The following is a 21,262-nucleotide window of genomic DNA, read 5'->3' as shown; positions in this document are numbered from 1 at the left end:
TTATACATTGTACGTTGTACGAAATAAGGAGGCGCCTCTTGACCATCACCGATTCCGCCATCTCGCTCAACGTCGCCGATGTCGCGGCGTCGTCCGCGTGGGCGCGCAGCTACTTGGGCTTCGAGGTCGCGATGGAGGCCGACGGGTTCTGCTCGCTGGCGCATCCGGATGCCGGCTTCAACCTCATCTACCTGCGCACCGGGCTGTCGACGTTCAAGCCCGCGTCGGCGGCCGGCCATGCCGACGGGCTGCTCGTGGTGTTCACGGTCGACGACATCGATGCCTACTACGAGCGACTGCGCGAGGACGGCGTCGAGATCGTCACGCCGATCGAGACCGAGCCGTGGGGCGAGCGCTACTTCCAGATGGCCGACCCCAACGGCATCGTCTACCAGCTCGTGCAGTGGGTGACGCCGCCGGCTCAGGACTGAGCGACACACCGGCGCAGCGCATGCCCTCCCCTACTCTCGGAGGCATGCGCTGCGTCGCGTTCATGCGGAACGTCAACCAAGGCCAGCACGGACACCCGTCGAGCGACGACATCCGCGCGGGCTTCGCCGATGCCGGATGCCCCGACGCGGTGACGTTCCAGAGCAACGGCACGATCCTGTTCGAGTCGGATGCTGCCGCCAAGGTCATCGCCAAAGCCGAAGCGTCGATTGCCGCCCGCTCGGGATACGCGCGCGAAATCTACTGGACTCCGCTCGACACGCTCGTGGAGGTCGCTTCGAGGTATGGCGCAGTGCGCGATCCGCGGAGGTTCGAGTTCGCGCTGCACGGAGGCGGCACGATCGACACGAATGACGCCGATGCCACGGCCGAAGCCGACCGCAACCGCTGCGAGCTCGTCGACTCGGGGCGCGGGTGGGCGCTCGTGCGCAACAAGATCGAGGGCGAGGGTCACGCGACGCCGACGATCGAGTCGATCACGGGCACCCGTGCGTCGGCGCGGGGGTTGCCCACGGTCGAGCGGTTCGTGGCGCGGTTCGCGCGGGACGCGTGACGACGGAGGGGCCGCGGTGGCGGCATCCGTCGATTCACAAGACCCGCGCGAGCGCCTCGAGGTGGGTGCCGGTGAGCCGCTGGGTGGTCCATTCGTCCATCGGGACGGCGCCGATCGAGCGGTAGAAGGCGATGGACGGCTCGTTCCAGTCCAGGACGCTCCACTCGAAGCGCGCGTAGCCGCGCTCGACGCACACCGCCGCGAGCGCCGCCATGAGGGCCTTGCCGTAGCCGCGGCCGCGCTGCGCGTCGTCGACGAAGAGGTCTTCTAGCCAGATGCCGTGCGTGCCGGTCCAGGTCGAATAGGTGAGGAACCAGATCGCAATGCCGACGATCTCGCCGTCGCGCTCGACCACGTGCGCGAACGCGTGCGGCGTCTCGCCGAAGAGCGTGCGTGTGAGGGCTTCGACGGTGTTCTCGACGGCATCCGGTTCGCGTTCGTATTCGGCGAGTCCGCGGATGCAGGCAAGCACACCCGCCTCGTCACCGGAGCGCGCTTCGCGCAGGATCGCGCCGTCGGGCAGGGTCTTCGGGAGCATGCGTTCGAGCGTAGTCAGCGGGTGCGACGGTGGTTGACCGGACGGGTTACGGACGAACGAGCTCGAATGAGTCTCCGTCACGCAGTGCGAGCGCGATGCCTAAGTCGGCAGACAGTTGCATCAGATCGGCCTCGGCCCGCCCCGGAAGGAGAATCAGTGGAGCCACGCTCGCGTCGAGTCCTTGCGCGTTGTTGGTGTAGTCCAGAACCTGTCCGATCGCCATGCGTACATACTCACGGCCAGTCGACTTCTTTGCCTCGACGACCCACCCCTCAGCCTCCACGTACATGTCTGGCTCGATGATCGTTCCGGCGACGGGGAGCCGCAGACGGCTCGGCGGGGTCCCCCGGGCGACCAACCAGTTGCCGAAATCTGCCTGCAGCTGAAACTCGACTCGTGAGACAACTCGATCTCCCGGTGAGAGCTCGGTGAAGTCGGCGACGACCCTAACGTCTGGTCCGACGAACGCGTGCGGAGGCCCTGCTCCCTGCCGGCTAGAACGCCACCCCCCGCACCGGCGCCCCATCCCCCTCCAAACGTAACGGGAAGAACCCCACCTCCACCCGCCCCGGCAGCTCCTCCAACCCGCACACGTTCTCGACGATGAGCCCATCCCCACCGAGCACGACGTCGTGAATAGGAAACGCCGAACCACCCGTCTCATCCGGACTCAACGTGTCCACCGCGAGCACGCGCATCCCCCGCGCCCACAACTCTCGCGCCGCAGAAGCGGACATGAACGGATGCTGCAACGCCCGCTCCGACCCGAACCACTGGGCCCACCCGGTGTCGACGATCACGATCCGAGGCAGCTCGTCCGGCACTGCCCCGCCGTCGAGCGTCAGCTCGCCCACCCCGTACGAAGAACCAGCAGCGGCCGAACCGAGCCGCAACACCACCGCCTCCCCCACGAGCTCATCGAGCGAAACCGAAGCCATCGTCCGCCCACCCGCCACGGTGTGCGCCGGCGCATCGACATGGGTCCCCGTGTGGGAACCCATGTCGATGCGCGCGACCTCCACGCCATCGGCCTCCAACGACAGAGCCGGCCGCACAGACACCGAGGGATCCCCGGGGTAGACCATCATGCCGTCGCGGATCGGGTGGCTCAGGTCTCGCAGCATCCGGTCATCATGCCTTCACTGCGGGGGCTGCATCCGCCTCTTCGGCCAGATTGCCGACCGGCGTGAACTCGCCCTTCGGACGCCGGTGCCACGACACCGCGAGGTACAGCACGAACGTCACGATGAACGCGGGCGCGGTCGAGCCGAACGGCAGCGGCCACACGTACGCCCACACGTACGCGAGTCCGGCGCCGACGAACCACGAGCCGATCGCGAGCCAGTTCACGCCGCCCGTGTACCAGTAGCGACCGCCCTTCACATTCAGGATGTCGCGGTCGTACGACGAGCGCTTGATGAAGTAGTAGTCCACGATCATGATCGCGAAGATCGGGGCGAACAGCGCGCCGATCGTCACGAGGAAGTTCGTGAACTGGTCGAGCAGGCCGAACAGCGTCGCTCCGAGGATAGAGATGACGCCGAGGATGAGCGCGGCGGGCAGGAACTTGATCCGCAGACCCGGGATCGCGTTCACGACCGTCGTCACCATGCCGTACACCACCATCGTGTTCGTCGCCATCACCGACAGGAAGATCGCGACGCCGAAGGCCCAGCCGAAGGGCTCGATGATCGTCACCGGGTCGAACGGAATCGCCTCTCCCCCGCTCAGGATCACGAACGCCATCGCCGTCGCGCCGAGCGACATGGAGATGACCGTCGACAGCGTGTAGCCGACGCCCGAGCCGATCACGCTCGCGCGCGTGCTGCCGGCGAGGCGATTGAAGTCGGCCGAGAGGACGGTCCATGAGATCGCCGTCGCGAGCACGACGTCGAATACGAGACCTGCGTCGTAGTAAGGCTCAGCGGATGCCGCGATCGACGTGAACTCGGCCGGACCATAGGTGGAGAACGCCACCACGAAGATGTATGCGGCGATCGCGAGGATCACGGCCGCGAACCACGGCTCGACGCGCGCGACTCCCGCGTGCCCGAAGATCGCGAGGATCACGACGATCGTCTGGCACAGCACCGCGAAGATGACCGGAGACGAGAAGCCCGTGAACGTCATGACGATGTAGTCCAGCGCGATGCCCGCGAGCATCGCCTGCACCCAGCTCCACCCCATGAGGATGATCACGTTCGCAGCGACCGGCAGCAGGCTCCCGCGCGTTCCGAACGGACCACGCGTGAGCGCCATCGTCGGCAGCCCCGTGCGGCGACCGATCGTGCCGACCGCGACGAGCACCGCCGCGCCGATCACCGTGCCGAGCACGATCAGCAGCAGCACGAGGCCGTAGTTCACATCGGGGATGAACAGCGTTCCCGTCAGCAGCGTCGTGACGACGAGGTTCGCCGCCAGCCAGATCATGAACAGGCGGCCGGTCGAATACGTGCCGACGAGGGGGCCGGCGTCATCGGATTGGGCTTCGAGGCGCTGCTCGAGGCGGGAGTAGAGCGACATCGTTGGGGCTCCTTCGGGTTCGGGTTGTCGGGGGGTTGAGTTGTGGGGCGACGCTTCGACAGGCTCAGCGACCGGGGTGGGGGCTCAGCGACGGGGCGGTTAGGCGAAGGGCGACAGGTGCTCGTGCACGGCAACCAGCTCGTCGCCGTCGACGACGAACACGATCGTCTCCCTCTCGCGATACGACTCGGGGGCGTCGGATGTCTCGACCGACGTGTCGACGGTGTGCGAGAAGATCGCGCCGCCGTCGAACACCTGCACGCGCGCGTCGCTCGACGTGCACGACGTCACACGCCAGCCGTCGGCGACCCACCCCTCCCACAGGCGCTCGTACTCACCTCGGTTCTCGAGGCGTCGCGGCTCGGGATGGAACACGAACGTCGCATCCGGCGAGAACGCCGCGAAGTACCGCTCGGCGTCGGTCGCGGCGAACGCGTCGACGATCGCGGCAGCGGCGGCTTCGACGGCCGCGGGGTCGGGTGTCGTCATGTGCTTCTCCTTTGAAGACGATTCCGAAGACGAATCAGCGGATGCGCCTACCGCGGCGCCATCGCACTCAGCAGCTCGTACACGACATGGCTCGCCGCGACCGCCGTGAGCTGCGCGTGGTCGTACGCGGGCGCGACCTCGACCACGTCGGCGCCGACGATGCGCAGATCGGTGAGGGCACGGAGCATCCGCAACAGCTCACGACTCGTGAGCCCGCCCGCCTCGGGCGTTCCCGTTCCCGGCGCGTGCGCGGGATCGAGCACGTCGATGTCGATCGAGATGTAGAGCGGCTTGTCGCCGACGCGGGCGCGGATGCGGTCGACCGCCGACGGCACGCCGTGCTCCTCGACGTACTCGCTCGTGACGATCGCGAAGCCGAGGCGCGCGTCGTCTTCGAGGTCGCTCTTCGCGTAGAGGGGGCCGCGGATGCCGACGTGCATGCTCGCGGTGAGGTCGATGAGCCCCTCCTCCGACGCGCGACGGAACGGCGTGCCGTGGGTGGTCGGGGCACCGAAGTACGTGTCCCACGTGTCGAGGTGCGCGTCGAAGTGCAGCACCGCGACCGGACCGTGCACCGAGGTCACCTCGCGCAGCAGCGGCAGGGCGATCGTGTGGTCACCGCCGATCGCGACGAGGCGGTCGGCGCGGCTCCGCAGCTCACGCGCACCGGCCTCGATCTCGGCGACCGCGGCCGCGATGTCGAAGGGGTTCGCGGCGATGTCTCCGGCGTCGGCGACCTGCTGTGCGCCGAACGGGAACACCTCCTGCGCGGGGTTGTACGGACGCAGCAGACGCGACGCCTCGCGCACGTGCGCCGGGCCGAAGCGCGCACCGGGACGGTAACTGACACCGCTGTCGAACGGGACGCCGACGATCGCGACATCCGCCTTCTCGACCTCGTCGAGCCGCGGCAGGCGCGCGAACGTCGCAATGCCCGCGAACCGCGGCACGACGCTCGCGTCGACCGGGCCGCGCGGCTCCGGCGTTCCGGAGGGTTGCATATTTGACAACTTTCGATACTCTGTGAGCAACGTTGCGGCCACGGTACGCCCGCGGTCGCATCCGCGTCAAGAGCCGCGGGCTTTCGAGGGAGAGACATGCGCGCGATTCATCCGGATGCCGACGCCAACGCCACCCCGATCGGAGCCCGCCTGCGCGCGGCACGCACGGGCCAAGGCCTCTCGCTCGGCCGACTCGCCGAGACCACCGGCCTGTCGAAGGGTTTCCTCAGTCGCGTCGAGCGCGACGAGACCTCCCCCAGCGTCGCGACGCTCGTGCAGCTGTGCCAGGTGCTGTCGCTGCCGATCGGGTCGCTCTTCGCGGAGCCCGAGATCCAGCGCGTGTCGTACGACGACGCGCCGCGCATCAACCTCGGCGGTGTGCACGCCGAGGAGCGGCTCATGTCACCGCGCAGCGAGCACCGCGTGCAGCTGCTGCGGTCGGAGCTCGAGCCCGACGCGCACGGCGGCAAGGAGCTCTACACGATCAACTGCGACGTCGAGGTGCTGCACGTTGTGAAGGGGACGGTCGTGATGCGGTTCTCGGACCGGACGGTGACGCTCGGCGCCGGCGATGCGCTGACCTTCCCGGGGCGCGAGCCGCACACGTGGTACGTCGACGGCGGGAAGCCGGCGAGTGTCGTGTGGGTGATCGTCCCGGCGCCGTGGAGCGGGTCGGCGTAGCACCGCGCTCCGACAAGCTCAGCGACCGGGTAGTGAGAGCTCGGGTACCATGGCACGCGTGGGAATGATCAAGAGCGCGCTGACGACGGCGTGCGACTTCTACATCCGCGACCGCCGCGCCTGACGGCGCCCTCGCAGATCTTCGCGTAAGCGCCGTCATCCGGGAGTCCTCGCACCCCGGGCGCGCGTCCCACCTCCGCCGGTTCTCGGCAGACGCCGCATCGGGGTGCTCCAACCCTTCTCCTTGGAGCGCTCAATGCGAACCCACCCTCGCCGTTCCGCGAACGGCGGCCGACACGAGCTCGGCCAGAACTTCCTCATCCATCGCCCGACGATCCGCGCGATCGTCGACCTCGTCGCGTCCACCGAGGGCACGATCCTCGAGATCGGCGCGGGAGACGGCGACCTCACCACACCGCTCGCCCGCCTCGGGCGGCCCCTCGTCGCGATCGACATCGACGAGCATCGCGTGCGCACGCTGAGGCGCCGGCTGCCGGACGTCCGCATCCAGCACGCGGATGCGCTGCGGCATCCGCTCGATCACCCCGTCGTGGTCGGCAACGTGCCGTACCACCTCACGACGCCGATCATGAGACGGATGCTGACGCGCCGGTCCTGGCGCCACGCGATCCTCCTCACCCAATGGGAGGTCGCGCGCAAGCGCGCCGGCGTCGGCGGCGGCAGCATGATGAGCGCGCAGGCCGCTCCGTGGTTCGAGTTCCGGCTGCACGGACGGGTGCCGGCGCGGCATTTCCGTCCTGTGCCGAGCGTCGACGGCGGCATCATCGGCATCACGCGGCGGGGGTCCCCGCTCGTCGATCCGCGGGATCGGGCGGCGTATGAGCGGTTCGTGCGTGACATGTTCACCGGCCGCGGCAACGGGCTCGTCGCTCTCGTGCAGCAGCGCGCCCGCGTGACGCGCGGGCAGGCGCGAGCCGCGGTGCGCGGCGCGGACATCGACGGATGCAGCCTCCCGCGTGACCTGCGGCCGGAGCAGTGGGCGGCGCTGTGGCGCGGGGTCAGTGGCTGATGAGCGGGGCGGGCGCTTCGTCTCGCCTCCGGCTCGCTCAGCGTCCGGGGTCGCGGCGCGGCCGCTCGCTCAGCCGCCGCCCGCGTACCACCCGCTCGGGCCGATGCCCTCGCCCCGGCGCGGCAGGTACTGGTCGAAGTAGACGCGCGCGACGAGCTCGCGCCGACTGGCCACCCCGGCCTTGTCGAAGATCGACTTGAGGTGGTCCTGCACCGTGTAGGGCGAGAGGTGAAGCTCGGCGGCGATCTCACGAGTGTCGGCACCTCGCAGCACGATCGCGACGACATCGCGCTCGCGCGCGGTGAGGCCGAACGCCGCCGCCACGATGTCGATCACCTCCTGCGGACGCGCCTCTTCGATCGTCACGACCACATCGCCGGCGCGATCGCCGGCACCGCCCAGCGGCGAGGCGTGCAGCACGACCCACACGCCGTCGTAGGTGCGGGCGCGGATGCGCGGCATCCGTTCGATCTCTCCGCGAGCGAAGCGACGCGCGCCGCTCACGAGCGCCTGCACCGATGTCAGCGGATCCCCCATCCCCGGCACGGATGACATCTGCGCGAGATGAGCCTGCGCGCCGGGCGTCGATTGCACGATGCGGTCCTGCGCGTCGAAGACCATCACGGCCGGCCCGGCGTCGGTCGCGGCATCCGTTCGGCTCGACTGTGCGAGCAGTCCGGTGCGGATGCCGCGCGTGAACGCGGGAGCCACCGCCGCGAGGAGGTCGAGCTCCTCCACCGCGAACGCGGGATCGTCGTCGCCGCGGAACAGGGAGATGTGCCCCCACGCGCCGTTGCGGTCGGAGAACACGGCGCGAGCCTCGTCGCGGAAGTCGAAGTGCGGCACGATGAGCTCGGACATGCGGACCGACCGATCGAGCACGCCGTGCGTGACGCGCTGCACGCCGACCGCGATCTGTCCGGCCGCCACGATGGCTGTGATCGAGGTCGGGTCGTCGCTGCCATACTCGATCTGCGACCACCTGAGGTCCTGCTCGTTGCGGCCATCGAGCTCGCCGATCTTGCGCGAGCTGGAGACCATCGTCGTGGCCGGGTCGATCGTCGACACGCATGCCGCGACGAACGGGACGGCGCTCTGCAATGCCGCGGCCGCCTCGTCCATGAAGTGGTGCAACGGCAGTCCGGCGCGCGAGATCACATCGATGTCGCTGCGCGCTCGACCGATCGCCAGCGCCGAAGTCATGCCACCAGTGTGCTCCCCCCTGCCGGCGCGCCGCCATCCCAGGTATCTGGGAGAGCCGTAATCCCTCTCGACCTGGGATGGCCTGGCGACGCCGGGACCGCCATGCTGGCGGAGGCCATTCATGAGAACCAGGAGAACAGATGACCGTCTTCGATACGACCCTCACGACGGACGAACGCGTCGCCGCGCTCAAGCGCACGCTCGGCGATCGCGTCATCGTCGCCGACGACCCCGGCTACGACCACGCCCGCATCCCGTGGAACGTGGCGTTCGACCAGCGCCCGCTCGCGATCGTGCGGCCTGAGACCGCCGAAGAGGTCGTCGAGGCGGTGCGCGCGGTCGCGGCATCCGGACTCCGCGTCGCACCCCAGTCGACCGGGCACGCCGCCGGACCCCTCGCCGACACCGACCTCTCCGATGTCGTGCTCCTCTCACTCGCGGGCCTGCGCGGGGTCACCGTCGACGCCGACACCCGCACCGCGCGCGTGCTGGGCGGATCGCAGTGGAACGACGTGCTCGAAGCGGCGGCGCCGCACGGCCTCACCGCTCTCCACGGCAGCGCGGGCGACGTCTCGGTCGCCGGATACGCGCTCAACGGCGGGCTGTCGTTCTACGCCCGCACTCACGGGCTCGCGGTGAATGCGGTGCGTTCCGTGCAGCTCGTCACCGCCGACGGCCGTCTCGTGCGGGCGAGCGCGAATGAAGACCCGGACCTCTTCTGGGCGGTGCGCGGCGGCGCCGGCGCTTTCGGTGTCGTCGTCTCGCTCGAGATCGACCTGCTGCCGTACGCCGACGTGTTCGCGGGCATGATGCTTTGGGACGCCGCCCGCGCGGCCGAGGTCTCGCACGCCTGGGCGGCGTGGACCGCCACCGCACCCGAGTCGGCGACGACGACGCTGCGCGTGATCAACTTCCCGCCCATGCCCGACCTTCCGCCGTTCCTGTCCGGACGCTCGGTCGTGGTGATCGACGGGGCGATCCTCGAGACGGATGCTGCGGCATCCGCCCTTCTCGAACCCCTCCGCGCTCTCGCACCCGAGATCGACACCTTCACGCGGATCCCGTCGCCCGAACTCGTCGCCGTCCACATGGACCCGCCTGGACCGACACCCGCCGCCTCGGTGCACTCGGTGCTCGCGGACCTGCCCGCCGACGCCGTCGGGGCCTTCCTCGCGGCCGCCGACGTGCCCGGGCTCTTCATGACCGAGCTGCGCCACCTCGGCGGAGCGATCGCGCAGCGCCCGGCGCACGCGGGAGCCGTGGGATCGGTCGACGGCGCCTACCTCGCGCACACGCTCGCGATGGTGCCGGTTCCCGAGGCGATGGCGGGCGCGGATGCCGCGGTGCAGACCGGCATCGCCATGTTCGCGCCCTGGCGGGCCGACAGCCTCGTGCTCACCTTCATCGACGGCGGCGGAGTCGATCGCGACGCCGGCTTCGGGATCGCCATTGAGCGCCTTCGCGAACTGAAGCGCCGGTTCGACCCGAGCGACATGTTCGCGGCCGCGCACCCGGTCTGAGCAGCGGAGCGCGCATACTCCGGATGCTGAGCGAGGAGCGCAGGGACGAGACGAAGCGCCGCCACGGGGGGCGCTTCGTCTCGCTTCGCTCGCTCAGCGACCGGGAGGTGGGGCGAGCGGGGTCTGCTGGTACAGCGCCAGCCGCCACTCCCCCGCCTGCTTCACGTACACGCTCGACATCGCCGCCACGAACGGAGCCTCGTCGCCGGGGCGCGACGCGTGGCCCGTGTAGACCAGCGCCGCGGCATCCGGACCCACCGTCACAACCCGCTCGTCGGAGATCTCGTACGAGCTCCAGGCCGGCGCATCGCGCAGCGACTCGGCGACCGCGTCACGATCGAGCACCGTGCCATCGGCGATCACCATGACGCCGTCGTCGGTCATGATCTGACGGTAGAAGTCGTCGCCCGAGCCGTCGCACAGCGATTCCCACCCGGCCATCTCGAGGCGCAGCAGTTCACTCATCACGGAAGTCATACGCCCACTCTCAGCCGGGACATTCCACGCTCACAAGGGGGTTGAAACCCGGCATCCGAAAATTCTTCGAACTCGATGTCGATTCCCGATGTCGCCGTTCGACGCGATAGTGAGAGGAGGCGAACGGCCTCCCCACAGGGAACCGAACGAAGGAACGAAACGATGAAGCACATGCTGATCATGCGGGCGACCCAGGAAGCCGTCGAGGACTACGAGAAGATGGACTTCGAGGCCGTCATCAACGCGATGGGCGCCTACAACGAGTCCATGATCAAGGCCGGCGTGATGGTGTCGGGCGACGGTCTGGCCCCCGAGCCCGGCTACGTGGTCGACTTCTCGGGCGAGACGCCGATCGTGAGCGACGGCCCCTACGGCGAGGTGCACGAGCTGTTCAACGGGTTCTGGATCATCCAGACCGCGACCCCCGAAGAGGCTCTCGAATGGGCCAAGCGCGCACCGCTCACGCCGGGCAACAAGCTCGAGGTGCGCCGCGCGACCGACGAGTCCGACTTCGCGGACTTCTCCGACAACGAGTACGTCCAGAAGGAGAAGGAGTGGCGCGCCGAGCTCGGAACCGAGTAATCCGGCGTCCGACGAGAGACCGACGATGAGCGACACCCGGCGCACGGTCGAGGCCGTCTGGCGCATCGAGGGGCTGCGGATCGTGGCATCCGTGGCCAAGATGACCGGCGACCTCGGCCTCGCCGAGGATGTCGCGCAGGAGGCCGTCGTCGAAGCGCTCGGCTCGTGGCCCGAGCACGGCGTCCCGAACAATCCGGGCGCGTGGCTCACGGCGGTCGCGAAGCGGCGCGCGATCGACGCGTGGCGCCGGCGCGACGGACTCGACGAGCGTTACGCGGCGATCGCGCACACGCTCGATGAGGCATCCGACGACTCGTGGGAGCCGATCGACGACGACGTGCTGCGCCTCATCTTCACGGCGTGCCACCCCGCGCTGTCGCGCGAATCGCAGGTCGCCCTCACGCTGCGGATTGTCGCCGGGCTGTCGACCGAAGAGATCGCACGGATGCTGCTGACCAGCGTCCCCACGGTGCAGGCGCGCATCACGCGGGCGAAGAAGTCGCTCGCGGCCGCGCGCGTGCCGTTCGAGACGCCCGACCCGTCGGAGTGGAAGGCGCGCCTCGCGGGCGTGCTCGGGGTCGTGTACCTCGTCTTCACCGAGGGCTACGCCGCGACCGCGGGCGACCGATGGGTGCGCCCCGACCTCGCCGACGAAGCCCTTCGGCTGGGCCGCATCGTCGCGGGCCTGCTGCCGCGCGAGCCCGAGCCGCTCGCGCTCGTCGCGCTCATGGAGTTCCAGCGGTCACGGTTCGCCGCGCGCGAGACGCGCTCGGGCCAGCCCGTGCTGCTCGCCGACCAGGACCGGTCGCGATGGGACCGCGGCCAGATCGCGCGCGCGATCGAGCTGCTGAAGAAGGCGGATGCCGCAGCCGCCGCCCGCCAGAGAGGACGGGGCCCGTACGCGCTGCAGGCCGCGATCGCGCAGTGCCACGCGGTCGCGCCGAGCATCGACGAGACGGACTGGCACTGGATCGTGCTCCTGTACGAAGTGCTCGGACGCATCGCCCCGAGCCCCGTCGTCGAGCTCAACCGTGCGGTGGCGGTGTCGAAGGCATCCGGACCCGCCGATGCCCTGCGCATCGTCGACGCCCTCGAGGCATCCGGCGCCCTCCGCGGCTCGTATCTCGTGCCGAGCGTGCGCGGTGAGCTGCTCGCGCAGCTCGGGCGCAACGACGAAGCCCGCTCGGAGCTGCTCACCGCCGCCGGCCTCACGGCGAACGAGGTGCAGCAGCGCGTGCTGCGCGACAAGGCGGCCGCGCTGCGTTCCGGACGCTGAGCGAGCCGTACGCGAGACGGCGCTCAGAGCGAGATGAGCTCCAGCTCGCGCAGCTCACCGTCGTCCGCGACCGCGATCATCATCGTGTGCACCGGCTGACGGCGGCGATCCGTGGGCGAGCCCGGGTTGAGCAGCCGCATGCCTCGCGGCGATACCGTGTGCCACGGGATGTGGCTGTGCCCGAACACGAGCACGTCCGTGTCGGGGAACGTCTCGTCCATGCGGATCTCGCGGCGAGCCGACGCGCCCGTCTCGTGCACGACCGCGAACCGCACGCCCTCGACCGTTCGCCGGGCGACCTCGGGCAGCCGCGCACGCAGGTCCGCGCCGTCGTTGTTCCCGTAGACGCCGAGCACCTCGCCGTGCTGCTCGAGCACGTCGAGCACGGATTCCGCGACCCAATCGCCGGCGTGGATCACGAGGTCCGCGGCATCCGCTGCCCTCAGCACCGTCTCGGGAAGGCGCTTCGCGCGCCCCGGGATATGGGTGTCGGAGATGAGCAGCAGGCGCGTCGTCATCGCTTCGCCGCGGCGGCGGCGCTCGGCTCGCGGAGGATCTTCTCCATCGCCTTGCCCTTGGCGAGCTCGTCGACGAGCTTGTCGAGGTAGCGGATCTTCTGCATGAGCGGGTCCTCGATGTTCTCGACCCGCACCCCGCATACGACGCCTGTGATGAGGTCTGCGTTGGGGTTGAGGTCGGCAGCTGCGAAGAAGTCCTCGAACGACGTGCTCTCGTCGAGGTGCCGCTGCAGCTCGCCGTCGCCGAAGCCCGTGAGCCACTCGATCACCGCGTCGAGCTCGGCCTTCGTGCGGCCCTTCTTCTCGACCTTCTCGATGTATAGCGGGTAGACCTTGGCGAAGGGCATGCGGAAGATCCGTTCCATATTCCCCAGGGTACGCGGCAGGCGTACCGTGCAGTCATGGACATCCGGTCGGCGCTGATCGGGCTGTGCGACGCGTTCAACGCGCACGACCTCGACCGCATCATGTCCCTCTTCGCGGACGATTGCGTTCTCGAGATGCCGCGTGGCGCCGATCCGTGGGGATCCCGCTATGAGGGTAAGGCGGCGGTGCGAGAGGCGCTCGCCGGCAGGTTCGCCGGGCTCCCCGACGTGCACTACGGCGACGAGGAGCACTTCGTCGACGGCGAGCGGCAGACCGGCATGTCGAAGTGGCTGCTGACCGGGACGACGCCTGCCGGGGAGCGCAAGGAGGTGCGCGGATGCGACTTCTACACGTTCCGCGACGGGCTGGTCGTGCGGAAAGACTCGTACTGGAAGATCGTCGAGGAGGCGGCGGTGGCGTAGCCTGGCCAGCAGGACCCACTCGACGATGAACGGGGAGCCCGATGCGCGCCGTGGACGACAACTTGACCGACCTGGTTGCGGAGCTCATGCAGACCGCCCGCATCGCCTCGAGCGGCCGCGCCGCACGCACGATCACCGGCGACCACGAGCACGCCCTGCGCGAGACGGTCATCGCGCTGCGGGGCGGGGCGAAGATGGGCGAGCACGAGAGCCCCGGCGAGGCGACGCTGCAGGTGCTCGTCGGTCGTGTGCGAATCGTCGCCGGCGACGAGTCGTGGGATGGCGCATCCGGTGATCACCTCGCCATCCCGCGCAGTCGTCACCGTCTCGATGCGCTCGAGGACTCCGCGGTGCTGCTCACGGTCGTGAAACGGCCCATGGGCGACTATCGCGCCAGCGTGTAGGCGGGCCGGTCCCCTCGGTCCCGCTCGAGTTATCCACAACCCGGGAACTTCCCGTTGCGGATGTCGGGACCCGGGGCCATGATGTGTTCGACACCGCCGACTGGGATGGCGGTGCCGCCTTCTGGGGAGGCGGGCTTCGGGAGGGCGGATGCCGCGCGGCCGCGCTGGGAAACGCGTGCGCGCACGGCATCCGTCATCCCTTCCGATGCGGGATCACTCGATCGCGACGGACGCAGAAACTCACGGCCCGCTCCCAGCTTCACGGGACCAAAACGGGCGGGGCATCCGTTCTTCTCTATGGCGCCGCAGCCAGCGACGTCTTCCGAGGAGGAACCCCGTGAGTCACAACGACTACCGCAAGACCCCCGAGGCGCTGAGCCGCCTCACCGACGCGCAGTACGCGGTGACGCAGGAGGACGGCACCGAGCCGCCGTTCCGCAACGCGTACTGGAACAACCATGAGTCCGGCGTCTACGTCGACGTCGTGTCAGGGCAGCCGCTGTTCTCATCGACCGACAAGTACGACAGCGGAACCGGCTGGCCGAGCTTCACGAAGCCGATCGACTCCGGTGCCGTCACGACACAGACCGACGGCTCGCTGTGGATGACCCGCACCGAGGTGCGGTCGTCCGGCGCCGACAGCCACCTGGGCCACGTCTTCGACGACGGCCCGCGGGACGCCGGGGGCCTGAGATACTGCATGAACTCGGCCGCGTTGCGCTTCGTTCCCGCCGCCGAGCTCGAGAGCGAGGGCTACGGCGAGTACCGGCACCTCTTCGAGACCACCAACGAGCAGGAGACAGCATCATGACCAGCGGACCCCTGGACACCGGAGAGATCACCCGCGCCCCCGGCATGGAGACCGCCGTCCTCGCGGGCGGCTGTTTCTGGGGCGTCGAGGACCTCATCCGCCGCCAGCCCGGCGTGATCGACACGCGCGTCGGCTACACCGGCGGCCAGAACGCACACGCGACGTACTACAACCACCCCGGTCACGCCGAGGCGGTCGAGATCGTGTTCGACCCGACCAAGACGACGTACCGCGACATCCTCGCGTTCTTCTTTCAGATCCACGACCCGTCGACGCTGAACCGTCAGGGCAACGACGTCGGCACGAGCTACCGGTCCACGATCTTCCCACTGGACGCCGAGCAGGAGCGCGTCGCCCGCGAGACGATCGCCGACGTCGACGCGTCCGGCCTGTGGCCCGGCAAGGCCGTCACCACGATCGAGCCCGCCGGCCCGTTCTGGGAGGCCGAGCCCGAGCACCAGGACTACCTGGTTCGCATCCCCAACGGGTACACGTGCCACTTCCCGCGCGCGGGCTGGGTGCTGCCCAAGCGGTCGGAAACCAGCGCGAGCGCGTGACGCAAGAGACGGAACGAGCGGATGCCGCGGCCCGGCCGGGTCGCGGCATCCGTCGTCTTCGCGGCTAACGCACGACAACGGCCATGTCAACGGGAGCCCGCACGCGCACTTCGCCCGGTTAGCGTCACGCTATGCACGATTCAGGCAGGCCGACCGTGTCGGTCGTGATCCCCGTGAAGGACGACGACCGCGAACTCGGCCGCTGCCTTGCGGCCCTCGCCGTGCAGACGCGGCGACCCGACGAGGTGCTCGTCGTCGACAACGGGTCGTCGGACGCATCGGCGCAGGTCGCGCGTGCCGCCGGGGCGACGGTGATCCGCTGCGAGCACCGCGGCATCCCCGCCGCGAGCGCGGCCGGCTACGACGCGGCGAAGGGCCAGATCATCCTGCGGCTCGACGCCGACTGCGTACCCGCGTCGACGTGGGTTCGCACGATGACGGATGCCTTCACCCGCCACCCCGGCGTCGTCGCGTTCACGGGAGGGGCACGATTCCTCGATGGTCCGCGCCGGCTCCGCACACCGCTCGCGGCGCTGTACCTCGGGGCCTACGCGCTGGTCCTGACCCCGACCCTCGGACACGTACCGCTGTTCGGATCGAACCTCGCCTTTCGCGCGTCGACGTGGCGGGGCATCCGCTCGCGCGTGCACCGCGCCGACCCCGAGCTGCACGACGACATCGACCTGTCGTTCCACCTCGGCGAGACCGGGGCCGTGCGGTACCTGCGCGGCGCGACCATGGGCATCTCGATGCGTCCGTTCGGCGACGCGGGCGGGTTCGTGCGGCGGATCGTCCGGGGCTTCCGGTCGGTGCTCGTGCACTGGCCGCGCGACTTCCCGCCGCTGCGGTGGCTGCGCCTGGCGGTCACCGCAGCGGCAGAACCGCGACCCGCACGCCCGGCGCCCAGAATCAGCGACGGCGCCCAGCCGGCCGCACGATAGCGCGGCCCAGCCGAAACACCGGCGTCGCTGCGAGCACCCCGCAGAAGAAGCACGAGCCGCAGTAGATGTTGAACGGCACGAGCACGCGGTCGCCCACCTGGAGGCTCTGCACCGATGACCCGATCTCTTCGACGCGCCCGATGAACTCGTGGCCGAACGTGTGGCCGACCCTCGTATCGGGCATCATGCCGTGGTACAGCTGCAGGTCCGAGCCGCAGATCGCGGCGAGCTCGACCCGCACGACGGCGTCGTTCGGATGCTCGATTCGCGGGTCGCGCTTGCTCTCGACGCGGAGCTTGTACGGCCCGCGGTAGGTCATGGCCTTCATCGCACCTCCCGGTCAATCCCCCTACCCTCACCCGCGCGGCCGGGGCACCGAAGGGGGTTGCGGATCGCGGGCGGATTTGCCAGCGGACGGTCGGGAGCACGCGAGTAGAGTCGAGGGGCCGCGCCGCGGCATCCCTCCCTTTCTCCGTCTCACCGGCGGCGCAACGGCGCGCCTTCGCTTCAGGAGCACCCGTGTCCCACCCCGCCGTCGCGCGCGATTCCGCCGCGCGCCGTAGCATCGAGCCCACCGTGGTCGACGCCCTGCGCAGCCCCCGCCTGCTCACGCGCGAGGTGCTGGCCGGGCTCGTGGTCGCCCTGGCGCTGATCCCCGAGGCCATCGCGTTCTCGGTCGTCGCGGGCGTCGACCCGCGGGTCGGCCTGTTCTCGTCGTTCGTGCTCGCCTTGATCATCGCGTTCACCGGCGGACGGCCCGCGATGATCACCGCCGCGGCAGGCGCCGTGGCCCTGGTCATCGCGCCCGTCGCACGCGAGTACGGCCCCGACTACCTCATCGTGACGATTGCCCTCGCCGGTGTGTTGCAGGTGCTCATGGCGGCGCTGGGCGTCGCGCGGCTGATGCGGTTCATCCCGCGCAGCGTCATGGTCGGCTTCGTGAACGCTCTGGCGATCCTCGTCTTCGTCTCGCAGCTGCCCCACTTCATCGACGTGCCGTGGCCGGTATACGTGCTCGTCGCCGTCGGACTCGGCGTGATGGTGCTCTGGCCGCGTGTGACGAAGGCGATCCCCGGCCCGCTCATCGCGATCGTGCTGCTGACCGCGGCGGTGGCCGTGTTCGGAATCGCCGTGCCGGATGTCGCCGATCAGGGCGAGCTGCCACGGAGCCTTCCTGAGCTCCTGATCCCGAACGTGCCCCTCACGTGGGAGACGCTGCGGATCATCGCGCCGTACGCGTTCGCGGCCGCCCTCGTCGGCCTCCTCGAGTCACTCATGACCGCCAAGCTCGGCGACGACATCACCGACACCCGCTCGCGCAAGACGCACGAGGCGTGGGCCTCGGCGTCGCCAACCTCGCCTCGGCGTTCTTGGGCGGCACCGGCGGCTGCGCCATGATCGGCCAGACGATGATCAACGTCAAGACCTCGGGCGGGCGCACGCGCATCTCGAGCTTCCTCGCCGGGGTGTGGGTGCTCGTGCTCGTCGTCGCCCTCGGAGACATCGTCGGCGCCATCCCGATGGCCGCTCTCGTCGCCGTGATGATCGTCGTCTCGGTATCGACGTTCGACTGGCACAGCATCCGTCCGTCCACCCTCAAGCGGATGCCCCTCAGCGAGACCCTCGTCATGGTGGTCACCGTCGGCATTACCGTGTGGACCCACAACCTCGCGATCGGGGTCGTCACCGGCGTGATCACCGCCATGGTGCTCTTCGCCCGCCGGGTCGCCCACTTCACGACGCTGACCCGCGTCGTCGACGGCGACACCGCGCGCTACACCGTGGACGGTGAGCTCTTCTTCGCCTCGAGCAACGACCTCACGACGCAGTTCGAGTACGCCGCCGACCCCGCGCACGTCGTGATCGACCTGACCCGGTCGCTCGTGTGGGATGCCTCGACCGTCGCCGCCCTCGACGCCATCGTCATCAAGTACGAGCGGCACGGATGCCACGTCGAGATCGTGGGCATGAACGCCACGGCCACCGCCCTGCACCGCCGTCTCAGCGGCGGGCTCGGCGGCAGCTGAGGCCGATCAGACCCCCGCGCGCACCGACTTCCCGGCCTGCCGGACGTCGACGATCGAGGATCCCGACGCGAGTCCGGCCATCGACTCGAGCGGGTCGGAGTCCAGGACGAGCAGATCGGCGCGGTAGCCCGGCGCGATGCGGCCCACCCGGTCGCCGATCCCGAGCAGGTCCGCTCCCTCCGACGTCGCGGCGCGGATCGCGTCGCGCGGCGACATGCCGAACTCGACCAGCAGTTCGAGCTCGCGTAGGTTCGTGCCGTGCGGCACCACGCCGGCATCCGATCCGACCGCGATCCGCACACCCGCCTCGATGGTGCGCGTGACCGACTCCCGCTGCACGTCGAGGATCTCGCGCGCCTGCTCGACCTCGCTCGGGCGCCGGCCCTCCGGGCTCTCGGTGACCCACCGCAGTGCCGCCAGCGTCGGCACGAGGAACGTGCCGCGCGCAAGCATCTCGTCGATCGCCTCGTCGTCGATCATGGTGCCATGCTCGATGGACCTGACCCCCGCGCGCACCGCGTTCTTGACGCCCTCGGCGCCCTGCGCGTGCGCGGCGACCGGGCGGTGCGCGGCCGCAGCGGTCTCGACGATGAGCCGGAGCTCCTCGGGGAGGAACTGCGACTCCGAGGGGTGGTCGCGCGGCGACAGCACGCCGCCGGTGGCGCAGAGCTTCACGAAGTCCGCCCCGGCCCGGATCATCTCGCGCGTGCGCCGCACCACCTCGGCGGGCCCGTCGCACACGCCATCGGGCCGCCCGGGGTGGGCGAGCAGGTCGGGCAGCGCGTAGCCGCACGGCGACCAGTGGTCCGCGTGGCCGCCGGTGATGGACAGCAGGTTGACGCTGATCTGCATGGCGGGACCGGCGAGATAGCCGAGCTCCTGCGCGCGCTTGACGCCCAGGTCCGCGCCGCCGGCGTCGCGGACGAACGTGACACCCGCCTGCAGCGTGAGTGCGAGATTGCGCGCGGCGACGTAGAACGCGAGCGAGAACGGGGTGGCGAGGACCGTGTCGAGGTCGAAGCTCTCCACCATCGCGTGCACGTGGCAGTCGATCGCGCCCGGCATGATCCAGCGCCCTGACACGTCCGTCTCGACGTCGGCGTCGAAGCCCGACCCGAGGTCGACGATCAGCCCGTCCTCGAGGAGGATGTCGCCCGCCTCGGCATCACCGCCGAGGCCGTCGAGCACGCGTGCGCCGCGCAGGACTTCACGCATCGTGCTGCTCCCCGAGCGCCGAGCGGCGCCAGTGCACCGGGTTCACGACGATCGCGCCTGCGTAGAACTCATCGAGGGCGCGCGCGCTCTCGACCGCACGCTCGTACACGCTGCGGAGATCGGCGACCGCGGTCAGCGACGCGTCCACGCGGAGGTTGTGGAAGCCCTTCGGCTCGGGGCTCGCCACGAGCACGGCAGCAGACCCATAGGTCTCGGCGAAGTCGGACGAGTCGCGCTCGCCCCCCGCCGCGAGCCCGGCCTCGAGGGCGCCGATGAGCCGGCTGGTGAACTCCTCGCCGTCCGACGACGCGAAGGCGCGCGACATCGCCTCGAGGACCTCGGTGGACACCAGGAGGTTCCCGGCGACGGCGTGGTCGTCGGCCACGAGATGTCCACTGTCGGCGAGCACCTCTGAGCCGGTGAAGGCGAAGCCCTCACCGGACGCGCCGATTCCGACGAGCTGACGCTGCTCGACATGGTGGTCGCGCGCGAGCGCGCCGCGCATCGCCGCCTCCACGGTCTCTCCGGCCGCGACGAGTTCGAGGGTGGCCAGGCCCAGATCCACGTTGACGTACGCCTGGGTCGAGACCGCGGCATCCCGGCTGACATGCGGAGCCAGCGCGCCGACGCACGTGACGGTCGTGGTGACGGCCGTGCCCAGGGCTCCCGTGCGGCTGTCCCGCGCGACGATCGAGAATGTCATGCTCGTTGCCCTCCTCGGCGACGGCGCCGGAACCACAGGTCGAATCCGACGGCGATCAGGATGATGGTGCCCTCGAACACCTGCTGGAACGTGGGCGGGACGGCCAGCAGCGTGAAGCCGTTGCCGATGAGGGCGATCAGGAGCACACCCAGGACGGTGCGCCAGATCGCGCCCTCGCCGCCGAAGATGCTGGTGCCGCCGACCGCGATCGCCGCGATCGCGGAGAACTCGAGGCCGATGCCGATGTTGGCCTGGCCGTTGCCCGATCGGGAGGCGATGATGATGCCCGCGATCGCGGCGCACACGCCGCTGATGATGAAGGTGACCGTGCGCACGCGCGCGACGTTGACTCCGGCGAGCCGAGCGGCCTCGGGGTTTCCGCCCGCCGCGTACACCTGACGGCCGAAGACGGTCCGCGACAGAAGGATGGCACCGGCGATCACCACGATCGCGAAGACGATCACGGAGAACTTGACGCCGCCGATCCCGCCACGGCCGAGGACCGAGAAGCCCGGGTCCTGGATGGCGATCAGGAAGCCGCCGGTGACCGCCAGGCACACGCCGCGCACGATGATCGAGGTCGCCAGGGTCGTGATGAACGGGTTGATCCCGCCGACCGTCGACATGAGCCCGTTGACCAGGCCGATCAGCGCCCCCACGGCCAGCCCGCACAGCACGCCGACCAGTGCGCCGAACGTGTTCACCGCGAAGGCGGTGACGATGCCCGAGAGCGCGAAGATCGCGCCGACCGAGAGGTCGAACCCACCCGCGATGATCACGAGCGTGCCGCCCACCGCGATGATCCCGACGACGGCGGACTGCTCCAGGAGGTTCAGCAGGTTCTGCGGGGTCGCGAAGACGGGGCTCGCGATCGCCAAGGTGACGAACACCGCGACGAAGCTGATGACGATGCCGTAGTCCAGCGGGGAGACCCGCTTCAGGCGCGATCGCATGCGCAGGGTTGCGCTCGGGGAA

25 protein-coding genes and 2 pseudogenes are annotated in these 21,262 nt (G+C 69.7%); 13 read left to right on the top strand and 14 right to left on the bottom strand.

Annotated elements, in window-relative coordinates; translation table 11 throughout:
* Positions 1 to 38: 38 nt before the first annotated feature.
* Positions 39 to 431: a VOC family protein gene (locus BJ991_RS07240; RefSeq protein WP_179488766.1), complete on the top strand. Its 393-nt coding sequence runs from the start codon at positions 39 to 41 to the stop codon at positions 429 to 431.
* 44 nt (positions 432 to 475) lie between these two features.
* Positions 476 to 1,003 carry a DUF1697 domain-containing protein gene (locus tag BJ991_RS07235; RefSeq protein ID WP_179488763.1) on the top strand — a complete coding sequence of 176 codons (528 nt, stop codon included), beginning with the start codon at positions 476 to 478 and terminating at the stop codon, positions 1,001 to 1,003.
* 34 nt (positions 1,004 to 1,037) lie between these two features.
* Here BJ991_RS07235 and BJ991_RS07230 read toward each other — a convergent pair whose 3' ends face one another.
* From BJ991_RS07230 to speB, 6 genes are all read right to left on the bottom strand, one after another.
* Positions 1,038 to 1,541, bottom strand: coding sequence for a GNAT family N-acetyltransferase (locus BJ991_RS07230; RefSeq protein WP_179488761.1), 504 nt, complete (start codon positions 1,539 to 1,541; stop codon positions 1,038 to 1,040).
* Between the two features lie 46 nt (positions 1,542 to 1,587).
* Complete coding sequence (locus BJ991_RS07225; RefSeq protein ID WP_179488759.1) at positions 1,588 to 1,764, bottom strand: hypothetical protein; 177 nt, start codon at positions 1,762 to 1,764, stop codon at positions 1,588 to 1,590.
* Between the two features lie 271 nt (positions 1,765 to 2,035).
* A complete protein-coding gene (locus tag BJ991_RS07220) occupies positions 2,036 to 2,665 on the bottom strand; it encodes a cyclase family protein (RefSeq protein WP_179488757.1) in 630 nt (209 codons plus the stop codon).
* A gap of 7 nt (positions 2,666 to 2,672) precedes the next feature.
* On the bottom strand, positions 2,673 to 4,064 hold the full coding sequence (locus BJ991_RS07215) for a purine-cytosine permease family protein (RefSeq protein ID WP_179488755.1): 1,392 nt from the start codon (positions 4,062 to 4,064) through the stop codon (positions 2,673 to 2,675).
* Positions 4,065 to 4,163: 99 nt separating this feature from the next.
* Positions 4,164 to 4,553 (bottom strand): nuclear transport factor 2 family protein, encoded by a 390-nt coding sequence (locus tag BJ991_RS07210; protein ID WP_179488753.1) that lies wholly within the window; start codon positions 4,551 to 4,553, stop codon positions 4,164 to 4,166.
* 47 nt (positions 4,554 to 4,600) lie between these two features.
* Positions 4,601 to 5,554 (bottom strand): agmatinase, encoded by a 954-nt coding sequence (gene speB, locus BJ991_RS07205; RefSeq protein WP_179488751.1) that lies wholly within the window; start codon positions 5,552 to 5,554, stop codon positions 4,601 to 4,603.
* 96 nt (positions 5,555 to 5,650) lie between these two features.
* Between speB and BJ991_RS07200 the strand changes: the two genes are divergently transcribed.
* Together BJ991_RS07200 and erm are read left to right on the top strand one after the other, a co-directional pair.
* Positions 5,651 to 6,235: a cupin domain-containing protein gene (locus BJ991_RS07200; RefSeq protein WP_179488749.1), complete on the top strand. Its 585-nt coding sequence runs from the start codon at positions 5,651 to 5,653 to the stop codon at positions 6,233 to 6,235.
* Positions 6,236 to 6,491: 256 nt separating this feature from the next.
* Positions 6,492 to 7,265, top strand: a complete 774-nt coding sequence (gene erm / locus BJ991_RS07195) for a 23S ribosomal RNA methyltransferase Erm (RefSeq protein ID WP_179488747.1) — start codon at positions 6,492 to 6,494, stop codon at positions 7,263 to 7,265.
* A 69-nt stretch (positions 7,266 to 7,334) separates the two neighbouring features.
* Here the strand turns inward: erm and BJ991_RS07190 are convergent, their stop codons facing one another.
* A complete protein-coding gene (locus BJ991_RS07190; protein ID WP_179488745.1) occupies positions 7,335 to 8,468 on the bottom strand; it encodes a helix-turn-helix transcriptional regulator in 1,134 nt (377 codons plus the stop codon).
* Positions 8,469 to 8,608: 140 nt separating this feature from the next.
* Here BJ991_RS07190 and BJ991_RS07185 point away from each other — a divergent pair, with 140 nt between their 5' ends.
* Positions 8,609 to 9,988 carry an FAD-binding oxidoreductase gene (locus tag BJ991_RS07185; RefSeq protein WP_179488743.1) on the top strand — a complete coding sequence of 460 codons (1,380 nt, stop codon included), beginning with the start codon at positions 8,609 to 8,611 and terminating at the stop codon, positions 9,986 to 9,988.
* Between the two features lie 93 nt (positions 9,989 to 10,081).
* Here the strand turns inward: BJ991_RS07185 and BJ991_RS07180 are convergent, their stop codons facing one another.
* Positions 10,082 to 10,465 carry a nuclear transport factor 2 family protein gene (locus BJ991_RS07180; protein ID WP_218852893.1) on the bottom strand — a complete coding sequence of 128 codons (384 nt, stop codon included), beginning with the start codon at positions 10,463 to 10,465 and terminating at the stop codon, positions 10,082 to 10,084.
* Positions 10,466 to 10,627: 162 nt separating this feature from the next.
* Between BJ991_RS07180 and BJ991_RS07175 the strand changes: the two genes are divergently transcribed.
* A complete protein-coding gene (locus tag BJ991_RS07175) occupies positions 10,628 to 11,047 on the top strand; it encodes a YciI family protein (protein ID WP_179488741.1) in 420 nt (139 codons plus the stop codon).
* A gap of 25 nt (positions 11,048 to 11,072) precedes the next feature.
* Positions 11,073 to 12,323 (top strand): RNA polymerase sigma factor, encoded by a 1,251-nt coding sequence (locus tag BJ991_RS07170; RefSeq protein ID WP_179488739.1) that lies wholly within the window; start codon positions 11,073 to 11,075, stop codon positions 12,321 to 12,323.
* Between the two features lie 23 nt (positions 12,324 to 12,346).
* On the opposite strand, the gene BJ991_RS07165 is transcribed toward BJ991_RS07170, so the two are convergent.
* Both BJ991_RS07165 and BJ991_RS07160 read right to left on the bottom strand, forming a co-directional pair.
* Positions 12,347 to 12,841 carry a metallophosphoesterase family protein gene (locus tag BJ991_RS07165; protein WP_179488737.1) on the bottom strand — a complete coding sequence of 165 codons (495 nt, stop codon included), beginning with the start codon at positions 12,839 to 12,841 and terminating at the stop codon, positions 12,347 to 12,349.
* Positions 12,838 to 13,206 carry a DUF2200 domain-containing protein gene (locus BJ991_RS07160; RefSeq protein WP_179488735.1) on the bottom strand — a complete coding sequence of 123 codons (369 nt, stop codon included), beginning with the start codon at positions 13,204 to 13,206 and terminating at the stop codon, positions 12,838 to 12,840. Before BJ991_RS07160 ends, BJ991_RS07165 begins: the two co-directional genes overlap by 4 nt.
* 36 nt (positions 13,207 to 13,242) lie before the next feature.
* Between BJ991_RS07160 and BJ991_RS07155 the strand changes: the two genes are divergently transcribed.
* The 5 genes from BJ991_RS07155 (at position 13,243) to BJ991_RS07135 (ending at position 16,342) form a co-directional block, all read left to right on the top strand.
* Positions 13,243 to 13,629, top strand: a complete 387-nt coding sequence (locus BJ991_RS07155) for a nuclear transport factor 2 family protein (RefSeq protein WP_179488732.1) — start codon at positions 13,243 to 13,245, stop codon at positions 13,627 to 13,629.
* A 50-nt stretch (positions 13,630 to 13,679) separates the two neighbouring features.
* Positions 13,680 to 14,033: a cupin domain-containing protein gene (locus BJ991_RS07150; RefSeq protein ID WP_425487521.1), complete on the top strand. Its 354-nt coding sequence runs from the start codon at positions 13,680 to 13,682 to the stop codon at positions 14,031 to 14,033.
* A gap of 337 nt (positions 14,034 to 14,370) precedes the next feature.
* Positions 14,371 to 14,844, top strand: a complete 474-nt coding sequence (msrB, locus tag BJ991_RS07145) for a peptide-methionine (R)-S-oxide reductase MsrB (RefSeq protein ID WP_343048673.1) — start codon at positions 14,371 to 14,373, stop codon at positions 14,842 to 14,844.
* Entirely contained in the window at positions 14,841 to 15,401 is a 561-nt protein-coding gene (gene msrA, locus BJ991_RS07140) for a peptide-methionine (S)-S-oxide reductase MsrA (RefSeq protein WP_179488726.1), read from the top strand. Before msrB ends, msrA begins: the two co-directional genes overlap by 4 nt.
* A gap of 131 nt (positions 15,402 to 15,532) precedes the next feature.
* Positions 15,533 to 16,342: a glycosyltransferase family A protein gene (locus BJ991_RS07135; RefSeq protein WP_179488724.1), complete on the top strand. Its 810-nt coding sequence runs from the start codon at positions 15,533 to 15,535 to the stop codon at positions 16,340 to 16,342.
* A 40-nt stretch (positions 16,343 to 16,382) separates the two neighbouring features.
* Here the strand turns inward: BJ991_RS07135 and BJ991_RS07130 are convergent.
* Positions 16,383 to 16,670: pseudogene (locus BJ991_RS07130) on the bottom strand (alcohol dehydrogenase catalytic domain-containing protein); the annotation flags it as partial.
* 191 nt (positions 16,671 to 16,861) lie between these two features.
* Between BJ991_RS07130 and BJ991_RS07125 the strand changes: the two are divergent.
* Positions 16,862 to 18,369, top strand: a pseudogene (locus tag BJ991_RS07125) (SulP family inorganic anion transporter).
* A gap of 6 nt (positions 18,370 to 18,375) precedes the next feature.
* Here the strand turns inward: BJ991_RS07125 and BJ991_RS07120 are convergent.
* From BJ991_RS07120 to BJ991_RS07110, 3 genes are read right to left on the bottom strand one after another with little or no spacing between them, the layout of a single operon-like run.
* A complete protein-coding gene (locus tag BJ991_RS07120) occupies positions 18,376 to 19,584 on the bottom strand; it encodes a metal-dependent hydrolase family protein (protein ID WP_179488722.1) in 1,209 nt (402 codons plus the stop codon).
* On the bottom strand, positions 19,577 to 20,287 hold the full coding sequence (locus BJ991_RS07115; protein ID WP_179488720.1) for a DUF1028 domain-containing protein: 711 nt from the start codon (positions 20,285 to 20,287) through the stop codon (positions 19,577 to 19,579). Before BJ991_RS07115 ends, BJ991_RS07120 begins: the two co-directional genes overlap by 8 nt.
* Positions 20,284 to 21,240, bottom strand: a complete 957-nt coding sequence (locus BJ991_RS07110) for an ABC transporter permease (RefSeq protein ID WP_179488718.1) — start codon at positions 21,238 to 21,240, stop codon at positions 20,284 to 20,286. The genes BJ991_RS07115 and BJ991_RS07110 overlap by 4 nt, the downstream gene beginning before the upstream one ends.
* Positions 21,241 to 21,262: the final 22 nt, after the last annotated feature.

Source organism: Microbacterium immunditiarum, assembly GCF_013409785.1.
GTDB classification, from domain to species: domain Bacteria; phylum Actinomycetota; class Actinomycetes; order Actinomycetales; family Microbacteriaceae; genus Microbacterium; species Microbacterium immunditiarum.
This window is presented reverse-complemented; position numbering and strand designations above follow the sequence as displayed.